15 protein-coding genes are annotated in these 21,111 nt (G+C 29.8%); 13 read left to right on the top strand and 2 right to left on the bottom strand.

The genetic code is table 11. The features are described 5' to 3' along the window. Positions 1–129: 129 nt before the first annotated feature. On the bottom strand, positions 130–864 hold the full coding sequence (locus ACTG45_RS19410) for a tRNA 2-thiocytidine biosynthesis TtcA family protein (RefSeq protein WP_479919612.1): 735 nt from the start codon (positions 862–864) through the stop codon (positions 130–132). 125 nt (positions 865–989) lie between these two features. Between ACTG45_RS19410 and ACTG45_RS19405 the strand changes: the two genes are divergently transcribed. From ACTG45_RS19405 to ACTG45_RS19380, 6 genes are all read left to right on the top strand, one after another. Further along, the gene (locus ACTG45_RS19405; RefSeq protein WP_479917803.1) at positions 990–1,706 is read left to right on the top strand and encodes a M15 family metallopeptidase; all 717 of its coding nucleotides are present in this window, start codon (positions 990–992) and stop codon (positions 1,704–1,706) included. Between the two features lie 136 nt (positions 1,707–1,842). After that, positions 1,843–2,535, top strand: a complete 693-nt coding sequence (locus ACTG45_RS19400; protein WP_479917802.1) for a response regulator transcription factor — start codon at positions 1,843–1,845, stop codon at positions 2,533–2,535. Then, a complete protein-coding gene (locus ACTG45_RS19395) occupies positions 2,525–3,712 on the top strand; it encodes a sensor histidine kinase (protein ID WP_479919611.1) in 1,188 nt (395 codons plus the stop codon). Before ACTG45_RS19400 ends, ACTG45_RS19395 begins: the two co-directional genes overlap by 11 nt. Before the next feature lie 274 nt (positions 3,713–3,986). Beyond that, complete coding sequence (locus ACTG45_RS19390; RefSeq protein ID WP_021386558.1) at positions 3,987–4,442, top strand: S-ribosylhomocysteine lyase; 456 nt, start codon at positions 3,987–3,989, stop codon at positions 4,440–4,442. Next, the gene (locus ACTG45_RS19385; RefSeq protein ID WP_479919610.1) at positions 4,432–5,157 is read left to right on the top strand and encodes a vitamin B12 dependent-methionine synthase activation domain-containing protein; all 726 of its coding nucleotides are present in this window, start codon (positions 4,432–4,434) and stop codon (positions 5,155–5,157) included. The genes ACTG45_RS19390 and ACTG45_RS19385 overlap by 11 nt, the downstream gene beginning before the upstream one ends. Continuing rightward, entirely contained in the window at positions 5,129–7,510 is a 2,382-nt protein-coding gene (locus ACTG45_RS19380; protein ID WP_479919609.1) for a homocysteine S-methyltransferase family protein, read from the top strand. The genes ACTG45_RS19385 and ACTG45_RS19380 overlap by 29 nt, the downstream gene beginning before the upstream one ends. Positions 7,511–7,715: 205 nt before the next feature. Here the strand turns inward: ACTG45_RS19380 and ACTG45_RS19375 are convergent, their stop codons facing one another. Next, complete coding sequence (locus ACTG45_RS19375) at positions 7,716–8,945, bottom strand: aminopeptidase (protein WP_479919608.1); 1,230 nt, start codon at positions 8,943–8,945, stop codon at positions 7,716–7,718. 368 nt (positions 8,946–9,313) lie between these two features. Here ACTG45_RS19375 and ACTG45_RS19370 point away from each other — a divergent pair, with 368 nt between their 5' ends. From ACTG45_RS19370 to carB (ACTG45_RS19340), 7 genes are all read left to right on the top strand, one after another. Further along, the gene (locus tag ACTG45_RS19370) at positions 9,314–10,228 is read left to right on the top strand and encodes a nitroreductase family protein (protein ID WP_479919607.1); all 915 of its coding nucleotides are present in this window, start codon (positions 9,314–9,316) and stop codon (positions 10,226–10,228) included. A 23-nt stretch (positions 10,229–10,251) separates the two neighbouring features. After that, positions 10,252–10,887: a DUF1847 domain-containing protein gene (locus ACTG45_RS19365; RefSeq protein ID WP_479917795.1), complete on the top strand. Its 636-nt coding sequence runs from the start codon at positions 10,252–10,254 to the stop codon at positions 10,885–10,887. A gap of 375 nt (positions 10,888–11,262) precedes the next feature. After that, on the top strand, positions 11,263–11,979 hold the full coding sequence (pyrF, locus tag ACTG45_RS19360) for an orotidine-5'-phosphate decarboxylase (protein ID WP_479917794.1): 717 nt from the start codon (positions 11,263–11,265) through the stop codon (positions 11,977–11,979). A gap of 25 nt (positions 11,980–12,004) precedes the next feature. Continuing rightward, complete coding sequence (gene carA, locus ACTG45_RS19355) at positions 12,005–13,048, top strand: glutamine-hydrolyzing carbamoyl-phosphate synthase small subunit (RefSeq protein WP_021386549.1); 1,044 nt, start codon at positions 12,005–12,007, stop codon at positions 13,046–13,048. Positions 13,049–13,100: 52 nt separating this feature from the next. Further along, positions 13,101–16,307 carry a carbamoyl-phosphate synthase large subunit gene (carB, locus tag ACTG45_RS19350; protein WP_479919606.1) on the top strand — a complete coding sequence of 1,069 codons (3,207 nt, stop codon included), beginning with the start codon at positions 13,101–13,103 and terminating at the stop codon, positions 16,305–16,307. 258 nt (positions 16,308–16,565) lie between these two features. Then, positions 16,566–17,615, top strand: coding sequence for a glutamine-hydrolyzing carbamoyl-phosphate synthase small subunit (gene carA, locus ACTG45_RS19345; RefSeq protein WP_021386523.1), 1,050 nt, complete (start codon positions 16,566–16,568; stop codon positions 17,613–17,615). Between the two features lie 182 nt (positions 17,616–17,797). Beyond that, positions 17,798–21,004 (top strand): carbamoyl-phosphate synthase large subunit, encoded by a 3,207-nt coding sequence (gene carB / locus ACTG45_RS19340; RefSeq protein WP_479919605.1) that lies wholly within the window; start codon positions 17,798–17,800, stop codon positions 21,002–21,004. The last annotated feature ends 107 nt before the right edge of the window (positions 21,005–21,111 follow it).

Genomic DNA, 21,111 nt, shown 5'->3' with positions numbered 1-21,111 from the left:
ATAACTGTTAAAATATACATTAAAACAATATAAGATAAAAAATAAAAATACAGCAAGATTGTGTAGCTTATATACTGATTATTTATAATTAATACAATCTTGCTTTTTTGTGTGTAAAAATATTAATTACTATTTAAAGTTTTTTATTTTTTCTTTATCCCATATAAATAATTTTTCTGAATTATTTAAAGCACCAAATATATTTCTTTTAAAATCTGGCATTTCTTTGTTTAAATCAGCAATAAGATTTTTTATGTATTCTCTTCTAGTATGACCATTTGCAGGGCATGGATTTGTTATAATAGGATAGTTAGAATCTTTTGAAATCTTTTTAGTCATATACTCTTCTATGTAAATCATAGGTCTTATGACAGTTAAATCTTGTCTATCTAAATATGTTTTTGGAGAAAAACAATTTACTCTGCCTTCATAAAACATAGACATTAAAAATGTTTCAATTGCATCATCTTTATGATGTCCAAGAGCTACTTTGTTACATCCAAGCTTTTTAGCATTATCATTTAAGGCACCTCTTCTTAAATTAGCACATAATGCACAAGGATTTTTTTCTTGTCTTATATCAAATACAATTTCCTTTATATCAGTTTGAAACTCATAAAAAGGCACATCTATTTCCTGACACAACTTATCTAGTGGAGAATTATCAATACTACCAGTATTTAATGTTATAGCTATCAATTCAAATTTTTGAGGAGAAAATCTTTGATAACTTTTAAGTATATGAAGTAATGTTAAGCTATCTTTTCCACCAGAGAGTCCAACAGCAATTTTATCATTTTCTTGTATCATATCGAAGTCTTGTATAGCCTTGCGAGCTTTACTAAGAAGTTTTTGTATAGACATTTTTAGCACCACCTTTCAAAAATATTAAATTTAAGATTTACTTAAGATTTACTTATAAAATACTTAAAATTTATACTCTAAAATTAACATTATAGACAAACATACAAAAAGGAGAAGATGTAACCATGAAAAAATTTAAATTAATATTAGCCATTATTATAGTAGTATTTATAAGTGTATTTATATCTAAAGATAAATTTCTTATAAAAGACAAAAACCCAACAGGAACTGCCCAATTTGCTTCAGAAGAAGATGTTGAATCAAATTCCCAAAATAAAAATCACTCAAATAGTATAGCAAATATATTACTGGTAAACAAGACAAATGGAATTGGCAAAGATTATGCTCCCGAAAATATTACTAAAGTAAATATACCTTTTGTTGAAGAAGCAACAGAAGAGGAAAAACAAATGGCAGGAGTACCTGCAAAAGCAGTTGAAGATTTAGTTAAGCAAGCTAAAGAAGAAGGAATACAATTTTTAGGGTCTTCAGCATATAGATCTTACAGTACTCAGCAAGAGACTTATACAAAAAGGGTAAAATCTCAGGGACAGGAAAAAGCAGATGCATATGTGGCAAAGCCTGGTTATAGTGAGCATCAAACTGGACTTTGTATAGACTTAACAAACCCAGAAAGATGGTTTGTTGGGAGTACAAAAGAAGCTATATGGTTGGCAGAAAATGCTCATAAGTTTGGATTTATAATAAGATATCCTAAGGGTAAAGAAGATATAACAGGTACAGCATATGAACCATGGCATATTAGATATGTTGGAAAGGATATTGCCGAGGAAATTTATTCAAAAGATTTAACTTTAGAAGAATATTTGCAAAATAAATAATATAAATATTTAAAGTTAATTGTATAATATTGGAAGTTAAGAAGTGGGTAAATTTAATGGATTACACTAACTAAAGTATAGTATAATTTTATATGAATAAAAACTATATACAAAAGTTAAGTTGGGATGTGTAAAAGTGGAGAATACAATTCTTGTTGTTGATGATGAAAAAGAAATAAGAGACCTTATAGAGATATATCTTTTAAATGGTGGATATAATGTAATTAAAGCTGAAGATGGAGAAGAAGCTCTAGATATTTTAAAAAAAGAAAATATTCATTTAATGGTGTTGGATATAATGATGCCAAAAATGGATGGGATAGAAGTTTGCAGAAGAGTTAGAGAAAGTTTGAATATACCAATACTTATGTTGAGTGCAAAATCAGAAGACATGGATAAAATACAAGGAATAATGACTGGTGCAGATGATTATCTTACAAAACCATTTAATCCACTTGAACTTACTGTGAGAGTGAAATCATTGATTAGAAGAGCATATTATTTTAGTGGAGCTAATAATGACAATAAAAATATCATAGAAGTTGGAGTGGTATTAATAGATAAGGAAAAGCATAGTGTAACAGTAGCTGGAAAGGACATAACTTTAACGTCAAGAGAATTTGATATACTGTACTTATTGGCAAATAATAAGGGAAGAGTATACAGTACAGAAGAAATATTTGAAAAAGTATGGAAAGAGAAATATTATCAATCTAACAATACTGTAATGGTTCATATGAGTAGAATAAGGGATAAAATTGAAAAATATACAGATGGAGAAAAAATAATTCATACTGTATGGGGAGTAGGATATAAAATTGAAAAATAAAAGCTTATTAAATCATATGTTTCGTCCTATAATAGATTTTACGATAAGTTGCATTATTACCTTAATAATTATGCTAACAAGCATTTATATAATAAAAGTGTTATATGTTAATACTGGTTTATCTACAATTAATTATCTTGTATATAATTTAAGAGATTTAAGAGCGTTTATAGGTGAGGGATTATTTTATCCATTTTTATTTGTACTCTCATCATTAGCAATTTATTCTTTAATATCATACAAGAGAAATAAACAACTTGTCGATTTTATAAGAAAAAATAATAAAAAAAATCAGAAGTTAGAAATCATTGTAGATGCTGTAAATTCAATGGATGAAGGCGATTTACAAAAAAATATAGATATTGAGTATGACTTAGAAGGGTTAAAGGATAAAGAAGTTGATGATATTGATGAACTAGCACATAAAATTAATAGTATTATTCATCAACTTAGAAACATAACTGTTGAAGAGAGACAAGCTCAGCAAACCAAAACAGATTTAATAACAAATGTGTCGCATGATTTAAGAACCCCTTTGACATCAATAATGGGTTATTTAGGATTGATAGAAGAAGGTAAGTATAAAGATGAAGTACAGATGATGTATTATATTAATATTGCATATGAAAAATCAAAAAGTTTAAATGTACTTATAAATGATTTGTTTGAGTTTACAAAAATGCAAAATAATACAATAAGATTAAATAAAATAGAAATAAATTTAGTAGAATTATTAAGTCAGATAGTATCTCAATTTGAAATTTATTTTAAGCAGGAATTTATGGTTAGTAGAGCTAATTTTAATGAAGAAAAATTAATTGTAAAAGCTGACCCGAATAAATTGGTAAGAGTATTTGAGAATCTTATGACTAATGCTATGAAGTATGGAAAAGATGGACTTTATGTAGACATAGTTACAGAGAAAAAAGGAGATATGGCAGTTGTAAAGGTCATAAATTATGGAGAACCAATTCCAGTATTAGATTTACCAAACATATTTGATAGATTTTATAGAGTTGAAAAATCAAGAAATAGAAATGCTGGAGGGTCTGGACTAGGTCTTGCAATTACAAAAAATATTGTGAACTTACATGATGGACAAATCACCGTTTTAAGTGATAAACATCAAACTGTATTTGAGGTACAACTACCACTAATACAATCAGTTGAGTTATAAAATAAAAGCATATTTATATGTATAAATAATATAGCAATAAAGTGTTTACAAAAATAAAAAAGTAATATATAATTTAAGTCAGTTTAATAAGATACTTATCAAGAGTTAGGGGAGAGAGTTAGCTCGGTGATCCTATACCAACCTTTTATCAGGTGGTCCTGCTAACAACGATGAGACGATTTGAAATAATATACTCTTCTTATCAATAATGGATAGGGGGAGTTTTTTTTAGAATTAATATAATAAATTTTAAATGATAATGGAGGATTAAATAATGGAAAAAGTGGAAAGTTTTAAGTTAGATCATACAAAAGTAAAGGCCCCTTTTGTAAGAAAGTGTAGTGTACTTGATGGAGTAAAGGGAGATAAAGTAAGTAAATTTGACCTAAGATTTTTACAACCAAATGTAGAAAGCTTTGGAACTGCTGCTATGCACGGTTTAGAGCATCTTTTAGCAACTTATTTAAGAGACACACTAGAGGGTGTAATAGATTTATCTCCAATGGGATGTAGAACAGGATTTTATTTAATACTGTGGGGAGATGTAGATGCCAATACAGTTAAGGTTGGTTTAGAAGAAGCGTTAAAAAAAGTGGTTGAATCAGATGAAATGCCAGCAGCTACAGCAATAGAATGTGGAAACTACAGAGATTTATCTTTATTTGGAGCAAAAGAATATGCAAAAGATGTTTTGGATAAAGGATTTTCTTTAAATATATATGGAGAATAATTTTATTGAAAAAGGAAATATAAACATAAATCAAAGTGAAGTTTTAAGATACTTACAATACAGAGGTCAAGAGATAGATAAAGACCTTAAAGATACTATTGATGAATGTGTAGATATAACTAAAAATAAAATAAATCCTAGATATTTATCTAGGATTTATCCTATTAAAATAAATAAAGATAATGTTGTAGAGTTAGAGGGAACAAATTTAACATTAGAAAGTAAAGACATATATGAACTTTTAAAAGAATGTAATGAATGTGTAATTATGGCAGCTACCATAGGATTAGAGATAGAAAAAGAAATAAAAAGACATTCTTATTCAGATTTAACAAAAGGACTAATAATAGATTCATGTGGAACAACAGCAATAGAAGAAGTATGTGACATCGTTCAAGATAATGTAGAAAAGGTTTTTTCAGAACAAAATAAATTTATAACTATGCGATATAGCCCAGGATATGGAGATTTACCGATAGAGAAAAATATAGACATATTAAATGTGTTAAATGCTCAGAAACAAATAGGTCTAACAATTACCTCCAATGGAATTATGATACCGAGAAAGTCTGTAGTGGCTATCATAGGCATTTCTAATATAAAAATAGGTGAATCTAAAAAAGAAAAATCGTGTGAAAATTGTAAAAACTATAGAAACTGTACATATAGAAAAGGAGCGAATTCTTGTGGAAATAAGACAATATCTAAAGAATAATATACTAATATTTGATGGCGCAATGGGAACAATGCTTCAACAAAAAGGTTTAAGGTTAGGTGAAAACCCAGAAGTGTTTGGTATTCAAAATCCAGAAAAACTTATAGAAATACATACCTCATATTTAGAGGCAGGCTCAAACGTAATTCTTACAAATACTTTTGGATGTAATGAGCTAAAATTAGATAGTAAGTATACAGTAGAAGAAGTGATTGATAATGCTGTTTCAGTGGCTAGAAAAGCTATAGAAAATGTAGATAATACTAAACCAAGATATGTAGCATTAGATATTGGTCCTATAGGAGAAATGCTAGAGCCTATGGGAACTTTAAGCTTTGATAGAGCATATGAAATATTTAAAAGACAAGTGTTACAGGGGGCTAAGTCTGGTGTTGATGTAATAGTAATAGAGACTATGATGGACTTATATGAAGCTAAAGCAGCTGTATTAGCAGCTAAAGAAAATTCTGATTTACCTGTTTTCTGTACTATGACATTTGATGAAGGTGGAAGAAGTTTTACTGGATGTATGCCAGAGAGTATGGTGGCTACTATAGAAGGATTGGGTGTTGATGCAATAGGAGTTAATTGTTCATTAGGGCCTAAACAACTTTTACCGATAGTTAAAAAAATAGTATCAAGAGCTACAATACCTGTGATGGTTCAAGCAAATGCTGGTTTACCAAATATAGTTGATGGAGAGGCTATATATGATGTTGATGCAAAAGAGTTTTTTGAAGGTGTCAAGAAATTCGTTGAGGTTGGTGCTACTATAATAGGCGGATGTTGTGGTACAAACCCAAGTTTTATAAAAGAAATATCTGATAATATAAATTCTGTTACTAAAGGAAGTATAGAGAAGATTGATAAATGTGTTGTTTGCTCACCATCAAAATTTGTAGAAGTAGAATCACCTATAGTTGTTGGAGAAAGATTGAATCCTACAGGCAGAAAATCTCTACAAGAAGCATTGAAAAATGAAAACGTAGATTATGCAATAAATTTAGGGTTAGAACAAGTGAACGCTGGAGCACAAATATTAGGAGTAAATGTTGGCTTACCAGAGATAGATGAAAAAAAATTAATGCCAAAACTAATAAAAGAAATACAGGCAGTAGTAGATACTCCTTTACAAGTCGATTCTTCCAATGTAGAGGCACTTGAGCAAGGACTTAGATATTATAATGGTAGAACAATAGTAAACTCTGTAAATGGCAAAGAGGAGTCTTTAGAAAGCATATTACCAATAGTCAAAAAGTATGGTTCATGTGTGGTTGGACTTACACTTGATGAGAAAGGGATACCTAAAAAAGCCGAAGAAAGATTTGAAATAGCAAAAAGGATAGTAGATAGAGCAGTTTCTTATGGAATAAAGCCAAAAGATATATTTATAGATTGTTTATCATTAACTGTGTCAGCACAACAAGAAGAAGCAATAGAGACTATAAAGGCTATAACAATGGTAAAGGCATTGGGAGTAAAAACTATATTAGGTGTTTCAAATATTTCCTTTGGACTTCCAAATAGAAAGGCACTTAATGCTTCTTTTCTAACATTAGCTCTAGGGGCGGGACTTGATTTAGCAATTATAAACCCAAATGAATATAGTATGATGGAGGCTATTAATTCTTTTAAAATCTTAAATAATACAGATAAAGGATGTATTAACTATATAAATCAATACAGTAATATAAATAACTCAAAAAAATCAGATTCTACTACTAAAGCTGACAAAGAGTTGTCTCTAGATGTTTTAGTTGAAAGAGGCTTAAAAGATGACGCAAAAAATGTAACGCTGAATCTTTTGAAGGAAAAGGATGAAAATTATATATTGGATGAGATTCTAATTCCCGCCCTTGATAAAGTAGGAAAGAGATATGATAGTGGAGATATATTTTTACCACAATTGATTCAATCAGCAGAGACAGTAAAAGCTTCATTAAATACAATAAAGGAAACTTTATTAAGTAAAAGTAGTGATAATGTATCTAAAGGAAAAATAATAGTTGCTACAGTAAAAGGTGATATTCATGATATTGGAAAAAATATAGTAAAAATAATGTTAGAAAATTATGGATATGAGGTTATTGACTTAGGGAAAGATGTTCCAATTGAAGAGGTAGTAGAAGTTGCTAAAAAAAGAGATATAAAGTTAGTAGGCTTAAGTGCGCTTATGACTACAACTGTCCAAAGTATGAAAGATACAATTCAGGCATTAAGAGATAATGATATAAATGCAAAAGTATTTGTAGGTGGTGCAGTTTTAACAGAAGAATATGCTGAAGAAATGGGTGCTGACTATTATTCAAAGGATGCAAAATCTGCTGTTGAAATAGCAAAGTTAAATTTTTAGCATGTAAATTAAAATAAAGGTTGTGCTAAATAGGATATTTTATATATAATATAAATATAAGTTTTAGATACTTATGTTTGAAACAATAGGAATTAATCTATAAAAATGAGATTAATTAATATAAAAAAATATTTATCATCAACATTAAAAAGGGCTGGGAAGTCTGGTATAACTTCCATCAGCCCTTTTTAGTTAAAAATATAGATTAAAAAGCCCAGTTGCCGTTTTTAAAAATCTGTATTTGTTTTCCATCATAAGTTTCTCCGATAATATCCATATCCGCAGAACCAATCATAAAGTCCACATGTGTTAAGCTGTCATTTACACCGTATTCATCTAATTCTTCATCTTTTAAATTGTTTCCACCCTCTAGACAAGTTTTATAAGCAGAACCAATTGCAAAGTGGCAAGAAGCATTTTCATCGTATAGAGTATTATAAAAAATTATATCTGTATTGGATATTGGTGAATTGTATGGAACAAGAGCAACTTCTCCTAAATAATGAGACCCTTCATCTGTTTCAATAAGATTCTTTAAAGTATCTAATCCTTTTCCAGCAGAGAAATCTATTATTTTACCATCTTTAAAAGTTAAGAAGAAATTATCGATTATATTTCCACCATAAACAAGGGGTTTAGTACTATAAACAGTTCCATTTACTTTAAATTTATGTGGCATTCCAAAAATTTCTTCAGTTGGGATATTAGGATTAAAACTTATTCCATTAGGGTCTTTAGATGCTCCACTTAACCAAATATGGCCTTTTGGCAAATCTAGAGTCAAATCAGTTTTTGAAGATTTATATCTTAGAGTTTTAAAATTATTTTTATTTAAAAACTCCATTTTAGATTTAAGATTTTCATTATGTTCTTCCCATGCCTTTATAGGGTCTTGACCATCTACTCTTGAACACTTAAATATAGTATCCCATAGTTTTTCTATTGCTTTATCTTCTGATAAATTTGGAAATACTTTTTTTGCCCACGCTTTTGTTGGTACAGAAACTATGCTCCACTTACACTTATCAGTTAGAGTATAAGAACGCCATTCTTTTAAAGCTTTACCAGATGCTTTTTGAAAATTTGCAACTCTTTCAGGGTCAACATCTTTTAGTAAGTCAGGGTTTTGAGCATATACTGATAAAAACGCTCCACCTTCTTTTGCTATATCTACATATTGTTCTGCTGTCCATTTTGGAAACTCATGAAACGCTTCATCTGGAGCATACAAATACTTAATGAGAGAACTTTCTTCATCAGACCATTCTATATATACATTTTTAGCACCACATTTATATGCCTCTTTAAGTGCGTTTCTTGCAAAATTGGCACATTCTATTGGTGATTTTATAAGTAAAGTTTGACCTGGCTGTATGTTAATTCCGACTTTGATTGCCAATTCAGCATATTTTTCTAAATTTCTATTTAAATTCATATCCATCCTCCTATATTTTTAATATTGAATAACTTATAAAGTATTATAACATTACTTAGATTTTGGGTCATATTTAAAATATTTATACTCTGTAAACTGAGAAATAAAAAATATCTATTTTAATTAAAATAGATTGTTTAGATGTACAAACTTAAGTGGAAGAATATTTTTTGTTGATATTAGTATTAAAGTAGAAATAAAAATACTTTTTTAGTGAAAAGCTATACAAGAATACCGAAAAAAACTTATAATATAATAATGAGATAAATATAAATAATGAAATAAAAAATTTTCTGGCAAAGCTTATATATGTTTAAATATAGTAGTTTATATATTATGAACAGAAGATTTCAGTTAGGAGGGCATAAATGGAGCTTTATGAAGCCATTTTTTATAGAAAATCTGTAAGAAATTTTTCCAGTAATAAGATAAAAAGGCCATTAATGGAAGAAATAAAGAGAAGTTGTAAAAATTTAGAATATTTAAATGAAGATTTAAATATTAAGGCGCATGTTGTTGATAGAGGTCATATAATACATTTTTTAATGGGTAAGGAATGTAAAGTAAAAGCACCTCATTATATAGTAGTCACATCAAATAAAGGTGAAGACTATTTACAAAATATAGGTTTTGCTACAGAAGGTGTAGTTTTACGTCTTACAACATTGGGTGTAGCTACCTGTTGGCTGGAAGGAAACTTAAAGAGAGAAGATATTTTAGAATTTGTGGATATTGGAAACAAAAGCTCTGAAGAAGATGAAGAAGACGATTTAGATTATTTAGCTGGAATAAAAACAGAAGAAGATAAGGAAGAAGAAATAGAGTATCCTTATATAATAATAGCTTTTGGATATCCAGCGAGAAATGAGGATTTATTTAGGACAAGATATGCTAGACCTGATAGAAAACCAGTAAAAGATATGATAAATAAAATAAATAGGAATAGAAAGTGGAAAGAAGTATTAGAATTTACAAGAAGAGCTCCATCTGTAAAAAATTCTCAGCCATGGTATTTCCATAAGGATGAACGAGGTCTTCATTTATTTGAAAAAAAACCTAAGAAACATTGTGAAGATATGAATAAAGTTAGCTTAGGTGCAGGATTAAGGCATTTTGATATAGCTTGTATAAAAAATAAAATAGATGTTTCATATGAAAAACTTCCTATAAGAAATAAAATAGGAAAATCATATTTTATAACCGTAGTTGAACATGTGAAACCAGAAGAAGAAATACCAGAAGAAAGTGTAACTCCAGAGAAAGAAGAATCACAAGAAGAATAAAATTTTGGAAGGGGATATTGGATATGTACAAGTGTGGAAAGTGTAATCTTAGGGGCTGTTCTGATGGAAATATGGATAAGCTGATGAAGATATGTCCTACTAGAGAAGTTGAACTACAACAAAAAGCAAAACAGCTTTATGAGGAAGAGGAAAATAGGAAAATAGCTTATAATGCTGGACTAGTTGAGACAGAAGGGTATTGTCAATATACTAGATTAAAAGAGATAATAGAGTTTGCTAAGAAATGTGATTATAAAAAAATAGGTATAGCATTTTGTATTGGATTAAAAAGAGAAATGCAAACAGTACAAAAAATATTTGAACACCATGGATTTGAAGTATTTTCGGTTATATGTAAAAATGGAGCAATGCCTAAGAGTACAGTTGGCTTAGAAGCATCTCAAACAATATCAAAGTGTGCAGATGAAATAATGTGTAATCCAATAGGACAGGCTTTGTTTTTAAATGAAGCTAAAGTTGACCTCAATGTAATTCTTGGATTATGTGTTGGACATGATACATTAGCCATGAAATATATGGAAGCTCCGATAACAACTCTAATTGTCAAGGATAGAGTAACTGGGCATAATCCAGCTGCTGCGATATATAATGCAGAGTCATATTTTGAAAAAAAATTGTTTGATAAAGATGAAGAATAATTCAAAGACTTATTGACATAAAAAGCAATTAGTGGTTTAATTATAAAAAAAGATAAAACTTTAAATTATCTTAGAGATACATAAAGTTATATTAATAAAGAAAAATATTACAGCTAAATTCCTTAAATTAGTCCAGAGAGACTAAAGGGTTATAGATAGTGTTAATATATAACCTCTAGTAAATCTTCTAGAGGTTTTTGATGAGTATAAAATAAAAATTTAAATATAATAAAGTCTTTTAAACTAGTCCAGAGAGACTGGGAAAGATATCTCATAGCTGAGAATTGAGTTATGTATAGATAAAATCCTTGTGCCTCTTTTGGTGTGAGGATTTTTTTATGAAGATTTAGGCTTTATTAAAAAGGAGATGTAAAAATGATAAATGGTAAAGAAAAATTGATAGTTGCAATTGATACTGACGAATTTGATAAAGCTAAAGAATTAATAGACAGATTAGAAGATAGTGTAGATATATTTAAAGTAGGACTAGAGCAGTATGTTGCTACAAAAGGAAAAACAATAGATTATCTTAAAGAAAAAGGAAAAAAGATATTTTTAGACCTGAAATTTCATGATATTCCAAATACTATGAAAAGTGCAGTAAGAGCTGCAGTTAGAGATAATGTTTGGCTAATGACAATACATGTATCAGATATGGAAGGAATGAGACAGTGTGCACTAGTTGCTAAAGAAGAAGCAGAAAGATTAAACATAGAAAAACCTTTAGTAGTTGGAGTAACAGTTCTAACTTCATTAAGCAACCAAGACTTACAGGATATAGGATGCAATATGACAACAGAAGAGTTAGCTATAAAGAGAGCTAAACTGGCAAAAGAATCAGGAATAGATGGAGTTGTTTGTTCAGCACAGGAAGTAGATAAGATAGTAGAAGCATGTGGAACTAATTTTATAACAGTTTGTCCAGGAATAAGACCTAAATCAGCAGAGGTTGGAGACCAAAAAAGAGTTGTAACTCCGTCAGATGCAATAAAAAGAGGAGCTCATTATTTAGTTGTTGGAAGACCTATAACAAAAGCAGAAAATCCAAGAGAATCAGCGATTAACATTGTAAAAGAAATAGAAAATGCTTAGATAAAATATTTGGGAGGTAGCTTATATGAAGGGGAAATTAATTTTAGAAGATGGAACAGTATTTGAAGGAAAAGCATTTGGATATCTAAAAGAAACTGTTGGAGAAGTTGTATTTAACACTTCAATGGCTGGATATGGAGAACTATTAACAGATGCAACTTATTATGGACAAATAGTTACTATGACTTATCCACTTATAGGTAACTATGGAATAAATTTAGAAGATGTTGAATCAAATAAAGTACAAGTAAAAGGACTTATTGTAAGAGAAAAAAGTGATAACCCAAATAATTTTAGATGTGAAATGGATATAGACACATATCTAAAGCAAAATAAGGTAATAGGACTTGAAGGAATAGATACAAGAGCACTAACTAAAATTATTAGAAACAATGGAACAAAGAGAGGTATTATAACTTTAGAAAATGCATCATTACAAGATGTTAAGTCTAAGTTAGCAGAGCATTGTAACAAGGATTCAGTAAAAAATGTTACAAGAAAAGAAATTGAAAATATTAAAGGTGTTGGTTCAAAAGTTGTAGTTATAGACTTTGGTGTTAAAAATAGCATACTAGAGTCTCTTAAAGCTTGTAACTGTGATATAACTATAGTACCAGCGATGACTACATCAGAAGAAATTTTAAATATAAATCCTGACTTAATATTATTATCTAATGGACCAGGGAATCCAGAAGATGTAAATGATATAGTTGAAAATATAAAAAATTTAGTAGGTAAAAAGCCACTGACAGGAATCGGTTTAGGACATCAAATTTTGGCATTGGCATTAGGAGGAAAGACTTCAAAACTTACATTTGGACATAGAGGAGGGAATCATCCAGTTAAATGTTTAGAAACTGGAAAAGTGTTCATAACTTCTCAAAATCATGGATATAATGTTTCAGAAATGCCAGAAAATACAGAAGTAACTCATATAAATTTAAATGACAATACTATAGAAGGAATAAGACATAAAGAATTACCAATATATAGTGTTCAGTACATTCCAGAATACACAACAAGAGAAGATTTAGATTGTATATTTAACAAATTCTTAGCATTAATATAGATTTAGTATTATTTACAGATAGTAAAAACCATTTAGATAAGGAGAAAAATTTATGCCTAAATTAGATAGTATAAAGAAAACTTTAGTATTAGGGTCAGGACCAATAATAATAGGTCAAGCAGCGGAATTTGACTATTCAGGTACACAAGCTTGCCAATCTTTAAAAGAAGAAGGAATTGAGGTTGTATTAATAAACAGTAATCCAGCTACTATAATGACTGATAAAGAAGTGGCAGATAAAATATATATAGAACCATTAACAATAGAATTTATAGAAAAAATAATAGAAAAAGAAAGACCAGATAGTTTACTTGCAGGTATGGGTGGACAAACAGGATTAAACTTAGCAGTTGAACTTTATGAAAAAGGCATACTAGATAAATATGGAGTAAAGATAATAGGAACTTCAGTAGAATCTATCAAAAAAGGTGAAGATAGAGATATATTTAGAGATGTAATGAAAGAAATAAATCAGCCAGTAATAGTTAGTGATATAGTTACAGATTTACAAGCAGGTCTTGACTATGCACTTACAATAGGTTATCCAGTAGTTGTAAGACCAGCATACACATTAGGTGGAACTGGTGGAGGTATAGCTGATAATGAAGAAGAATTAAGAGAGATACTTTCACATGGATTACAATTAAGCCCAGTTGGACAAGTATTAATTGAGAAAAGTATAAAAGGCTGGAAAGAAATAGAATATGAAGTAATAAGAGATTCAAAAGGAAACTGTATTGTTGTATGTAATATGGAGAATATAGACCCAGTTGGAGTTCATACAGGAGATAGTATAGTTGTTGCCCCAACTCAAACTTTAAGTAATAAAGAATGTGCAATGCTTAAAAAAGCATCTTTAGATATATTAAATGCAGTAGAAGTTCAAGGTGGATGTAATGTTCAGTTTGCATTAAATCCGCACAGTTTTGAATATGCAGTTATTGAGATAAACCCAAGAGTTAGTAGATCATCAGCTCTAGCATCAAAAGCTACAGGATATCCAATAGCTAAAGTTTCATCAAAAATAGCTCTAGGTTATACTTTAGATGAGATAGAAAATGCAGTAACTAAAAAAACTTATGCTTGTTTTGAGCCAACTATAGATTATGTAGTAGCAAAAATACCAAAATGGCCATTTGATAAATTTAAAAAAGCAAATAGAAAATTAGGAACTAAGATGATGGCAACTGGTGAAATAATGAGTATAGGAAGTAACTTTGAAGCTGCCATTCTTAAAGGTATAAGATCGCTTGAAATAGGAAAATATTCATTAGTGCATGTGCCATCTGAAGAGAGAAGTATTGAAGAATTAAAGAAAAGAGTTGTAGCACCTGATGATGAGAGATTGTTTGACTTAGCTGAAATGATAAGAAGAGGCTATAAGTTAGAAATGATAGAGCAAATTACAGGTATAGATAAATGGTTTATAAATAAATTTAAGTGGATAGTAGAGCAAGAAGAAAAACTAAAAGTTATGAGAATTGAAGATTTAACTAAAGATTATCTTCTTGAATTAAAGAAAAAAGGATTCTCTGATAAAGGGATATCTGACTTGATGAAGATAAGCCCAGAAAAATTATATGAATTGAGAAGTCTATATAATATAAAACCAGCATATAAGATGGTTGATACTTGTGCAGGTGAGATAGATGCTATATCTCCTTACTATTATTCAACTTATGAGCAATATGATGAAGTAGTTGTTAGTGATAAGAAAAAGGTAATAGTATTGGGTTCTGGACCAATAAGAATAGGTCAAGGTATAGAGTTTGACTATTGTTCAGTTCACTGTGTAAAATCTCTAAGAAAAATGGATATAGAAACTATAATCATAAACAATAACCCTGAGACAGTAAGTACAGATTTTGATACATCAGACAAGTTGTATTTTGAACCATTAACAGAAGAAGAAGTTCTAAGTATAATTGAAAAAGAAAAACCAGAAGGTGTAATACTACAGTTTGGTGGACAAACAGCTATAAAATTAGCTAAGTTCTTACATGAGAAAAATATACCTATATTAGGGACTGATTTTGATGATATAGATGCAGCAGAAGATAGAGAAAAGTTTGATGATTTACTAGAAAAGCTAGACATAAATAGACCAAAAGGAAAAGGTGTATGGTCACTTAGTGAAGGTATTGAAGTTGCCAATGAATTAGGTTACCCAGTATTGGTTAGACCATCTTATGTACTTGGTGGTCAAGGTATGGAAATAACTTATAACGAAGAAAAATTATCTCAATACTTACAGGATGCATTTGATAGAGACCATAAGAATCCAGTACTTATAGATAAATATCTAACTGGTAGAGAAATAGAAGTAGACGCTATATGCGATAAAGAAGATATATTAATACCTGGTATAATGGAGCATTTGGAAAGAGCTGGAGTTCACTCAGGAGATAGTACAACAATGTATCCAAGTCAAAATATATCTGATGAGATAAAAGAAAAGATAGTAGAATACACTAAAAAAATAGCTTTAGAGCTTAATGTACTTGGCATGGTTAATATACAATTTATAGAATTCCAAAATGAACTATATATAATTGAGGTTAATCCTAGAGCTAGTAGAACAGTTCCATATATAAGTAAAGTTAGTGGAGTACCAATAGTTGACTTAGCGACTAAATGTATGTTAGGGGCTAAATTAAAGGATTTAGGATATGGTACAGGAGTTTACAAAGAGCCAAAACTAGTATCAGTAAAAGTGCCAGTATTCTCAATGTCTAAATTAGCTAAGGTTGAAGTAAGTCTAGGACCTGAGATGAAGTCTACAGGAGAGGTTCTAGGTGTAGGAGAAAACTTAGAAGAAGCTTTATACAAAGGATTCTTAGCAGCAGGTAGACATATGTCTGATGAAAGAGGAGTAGTCCTTGCCACTGTTAATAATCTTGATAAAGATGAGTTTATAGAGATAGCAAAAGATATGAAAGAGTTAGGATATACTTTTGTCGCTACAGAAGGAACAGCTAAGAGTCTAAGAGAAAATGGAATAGAGGCTGATATAGTAAATAGAGTAGAAGAATCTAGACCAAACATATTAGATGCTATAAGAAATAAGCAAGTTGATATAGTAATAAATACACCAACTAAAGGTAATGACTCTACAAGAGATGGATTTAAGATGAGAAGAACAGCGATTGAGTTCTCTACTGAAATAATGACATCTTTAGATACATTAAAAGCCTTAGTAGAGGTTAAGAAGAAACATTTAAATAAAGATAAGTTAAAAGTTTACAATATAGCTGAATAGAAATTGAGTTGATTGTATAGTTTAAGAATTTAATTATTAAATTAATAAAGAAGAAGTTATTTTTTCTATGAGTTTTTACTTTTGAGATAACTTCTTTTTTTTAAGAAATTTGTAGTATAATAGAAAAAGATAAAAAATAACTGTAAATAAGTATAAAACTAGAATGTAAAAGTGAAAAATATATATAGATATTTAAAAGCTTATATTTAGTTAATGTTCTTTAGCTTGCCTAAAGAGAATTATAGGAGGTACTGTAATATGAAAGCAAGGTTAATATTAGAAGATGGGACAATTTTTATAGGAAAGGCATTTGGATATTTAGAAGAAAGTGTAGGAGAAGTAGTGTTTAATACTTCTATGATAGGATATGGTGAAGTTTTAACAGACCCTTCTTACTATGGTCAAATAGTTACTATGACTTATCCTCTTGTAGGAAATTATGGTATAAATTTATCATCAGCAGAATCTGAAAAAGTGCAAGTAAAGGGATTTATAGTAAGAGAAAAAAGTGATTCTCCAAGTAATTTTAGATGTGAAATTGATATAGACCAATATTTAAAGCAAAATAAAGTTATTGGACTTGAAGGAATAGATACAAGAGCTTTGACTAAGATACTTAGAAATAATGGAACAATGAAAGGTATAATTACATTAGAAGAGAGTAAATTAGAAGATGTAAAACATAAATTGGATAAATTCTCAAATACAGAAGCAGTTAGAACAGTTACAAGAAAAGAAGTAGAGCATATAAAAGGAAATGGTCCAAAAGTAGCTGTTATGGATTTTGGAGTTAAGAGAAACATATTAAGATCATTTGTAGCTCGTGGATGTGATGTAACAATATTTCCAGCTACAACATCTCCAGAAGATGTATTAAGCATAAATCCTGATTTAATATTCTTATCAAACGGACCTGGAGACCCAGAAGACCTAGAAGATGTTATAGAAAATATAAAAGCCCTTATTGGTAAAAAGCCTATAGTTGGTATATGCCTAGGGCATCAACTTTTAGCTTTAGCTCTTGGCGGAAAGACTGCTAAGCTTAAATTTGGACATAGAGGTGGAAATCACCCAGTTAAAGATTTAGAAGAAGGAAAAGTATTTATAACTTCTCAAAATCATGGATATTATGTTTCAGAAGTTCCTGAACAAATGAAAGTTACACATATAAATTTAAATGATAATACTGTTGAAGGAATGAGACATGAGAATCTAGATGTATACAGTGTCCAATACCATCCTGAAGCTTGCCCAGGACCAAAAGATAATGATTATATTTTCGATAAGTTTTTAGAGTTAGTAAAATAATAATACGAGGATATATAGCTAAAAAATAAGAATAACTTAAATCAAAAAATAGATTGATTTAATTAACATAGATATGTATAATGATAAAACTCAAATTTAAGATGAAATAAAGTAATTAAAATTGATTATATAGATGATAAAGATAAGAGCTGTAAAAATTGTTTAGATAAGGAGAAAGAGTTATGCCTAAATTAGATAGTATAAAGAAAACTTTAGTATTAGGGTCAGGACCAATAATAATAGGTCAAGCGGCAGAGTTTGACTATTCAGGAACACAGGCCTGCCAAGCACTAAAAGAAGAGGGAATAGAAGTTGTATTAGTTAATAGTAATCCAGCTACTATAATGACTGATAAAGAGATTGCTGATAAAATATATATAGAACCACTAACAATAGAATTTATAGAAAAAATAATAGAAAAAGAAAGACCAGATAGTTTGCTTGCAGGTATGGGTGGTCAGACAGGACTAAACTTGGCTGTAGAATTACATGATGCTGGTATATTAGATAAATACAATGTAAAAGTTATAGGAACATCTATAAATTCTATAAAAAAGGGCGAGGACAGAGATTTATTTAGAGAGGTAATGAAAGAAATAAATCAACCTGTAATAGTTAGTGATATAGTTACAAACTTAGAAGCAGGTCTTGAGTTTGCCAATAAAATAGGATATCCAGTAGTTGTAAGACCAGCATATACATTAGGTGGAACTGGTGGAGGTATAGCCGATACTGAGGAAGAATTAAGAGAAACTCTTACACATGGTTTACAATTAAGTCCAGTAGGTCAAGTTCTTCTTGAAAAGAGTATAAAAGGCTGGAAAGAAATAGAATATGAAGTAATGAGAGATGGAAATGGTAACTGTATAACTGTATGTAATATGGAAAATGTAGACCCAGTTGGAGTTCATACAGGAGATAGTATAGTTGTTGCCCCAAGTCAAACTTTAAGTGATGAAGAGTATCAATTACTTAGAAAAGCATCAATAGATATAATAAATGCAATAGAAGTTCAAGGTGGTTGTAATGTTCAAATAGCTTTAAATCCGCATAGTTTAGAATATGCGATAATAGAAATAAATCCAAGAGTTAGTAGATCATCAGCTCTAGCATCAAAAGCTACAGGCTATCCAATAGCAAAAGTAGCGGCTAAGATAGCTCTAGGATACACTTTAGATGAGATAGAAAATGCAGTAACTAAAAAAACTTATGCTTGTTTTGAGCCAACATTAGATTATGTAGTAGTAAAAATACCAAAATGGCCATTTGATAAATTTAGACATGCCAATAGAAAATTGGGAACTAAGATGATGGCAACTGGTGAAATAATGAGTATAGGAAGTAACTTTGAAGCTGCAATTCTTAAAGGGATAAGATCACTTGAAACAGGAAAATATTCATTGGTTCATGCTCCATCAGAAGGTAGAACATTAGAAGAATTAAAGGCTAGAGTAGTAGTACCTGATGATGAGAGACTGTTTGATTTAGCTGAAATGATAAGAAGAGGCTATAAAGTAGAAATGATTTCAGAAATAACTGGTGTTGATAAGTGGTTTATAAATAAATTTAAATGGATAGTAGAACAAGAAGAAAAATTAAAAGTTCTAAAAATAGAAAACTTAGACAAAGAGTATTTACATGAATTGAAGAAAAAGGGATTCTCTGATAAAGGTATATCTGACTTAATGAAAATAAGCCCAGAGAAATTATACGAATTGAGAAGTTTATATAATATACAGCCAGTTTATAAAATGGTTGATACATGTGGGGGAGAATTCGAAGCTCTATCACCTTACTATTATTCAACTTATGAGCAATATGATGAGGTAGTTGTTAGTGATAAGAGAAAGGTAATTGTATTGGGTTCTGGACCGATAAGAATAGGTCAAGGTATAGAATTTGACTATTGCTCAGTTCACTGTGTAAAATCTTTAAGAAAAATGGGCATTGAGACTATAATTGTAAACAATAACCCTGAGACAGTAAGTACAGATTTTGATACATCAGACAAGTTGTATTTTGAACCATTAACAGAAGAAGAAGTTCTAAGTATAATTGAAAAAGAAAAACCAGAAGGTGTAATACTACAGTTTGGTGGACAAACAGCTATAAAATTAGCTAAGTTCTTACATGAGAAAAATATACCTATATTAGGGACTGATTTTGATGATATAGATGCAGCAGAAGATAGAGAAAAGTTTGATGATTTACTAGAAAAGCTAGACATAAATAGACCAAAAGGAAAAGGTGTATGGTCACTTAGTGAAGGTATTGAAGTTGCCAATGAATTAGGTTACCCAGTATTGGTTAGACCATCTTATGTACTTGGTGGTCAAGGTATGGAAATAACTTATAACGAAGAAAAATTATCTCAATACTTACAGGATGCATTTGATAGAGACCATAAGAATCCAGTACTTATAGATAAATATCTAACTGGTAGAGAAATAGAAGTAGACGCTATATGCGATAAAGAAGATATATTAATACCTGGTATAATGGAGCATTTGGAAAGAGCTGGAGTTCACTCAGGAGATAGTACAACAATGTATCCAAGTCAAAATATATCTGATGAGATAAAAGAAAAGATAGTAGAATACACTAAAAAAATAGCTTTAGAGCTTAATGTACTTGGCATGGTTAATATACAATTTATAGAATTCCAAAATGAACTATATATAATTGAGGTTAATCCTAGAGCTAGTAGAACAGTTCCATATATAAGTAAAGTTAGTGGAGTACCAATAGTTGACTTAGCGACTAAATGTATGTTAGGGGCTAAATTAAAGGATTTAGGATATGGTACAGGAGTTTACAAAGAGCCAAAACTAGTATCAGTAAAAGTGCCAGTATTCTCAATGTCTAAATTAGCTAAGGTTGAAGTAAGTCTAGGACCTGAGATGAAGTCTACAGGAGAGGTTCTAGGTGTAGGAGAAAACTTAGAAGAAGCTTTATACAAAGGATTCTTAGCAGCAGGTAGACATATGTCTGATGAAAGAGGAGTAGTCCTTGCTACTGTTAATAATCTTGATAAAGATGAGTTTATAGAGATAGCAAAAGATATGAAAGAGTTAGGATATACTTTTGTTGCTACAGAAGGAACAGCTAAAAGCTTAAGAGAAAATGGAATAGAAGCTGATATAGTAAACAGAATTGAAGAGCCTAGACCAAACATATTAGACGCTATAAGAAATAAGCAAGTTGATATAGTAATAAATACACCAACTAAAGGTAATGACTCTACAAGAGATGGATTTAAGATGAGAAGAACAGCTATTGAATTTTCTACTGAAATAATGACATCTTTAGATACATTAAAAGCCTTAGTAGAGGTTAAGAAGAAACATTTAAACAAAGACAAGTTAAAAGTTTATAATATAGCAGAGTAGAATAAAATTCTTATATAAGAGGCTATAAATTTTGTATAATAAAAAGACTGTAGATAAGTTATATATTTTATACAAGTTTATTTACAGTCATATATGTTAATTGTATA

The sequence above is a fragment of the Clostridioides sp. LIBA-7602 genome, from assembly GCF_056688945.1.
Note: the sequence above shows the minus strand (reverse complement) of the source record. Positions and strands in the feature narration are given on the sequence as shown.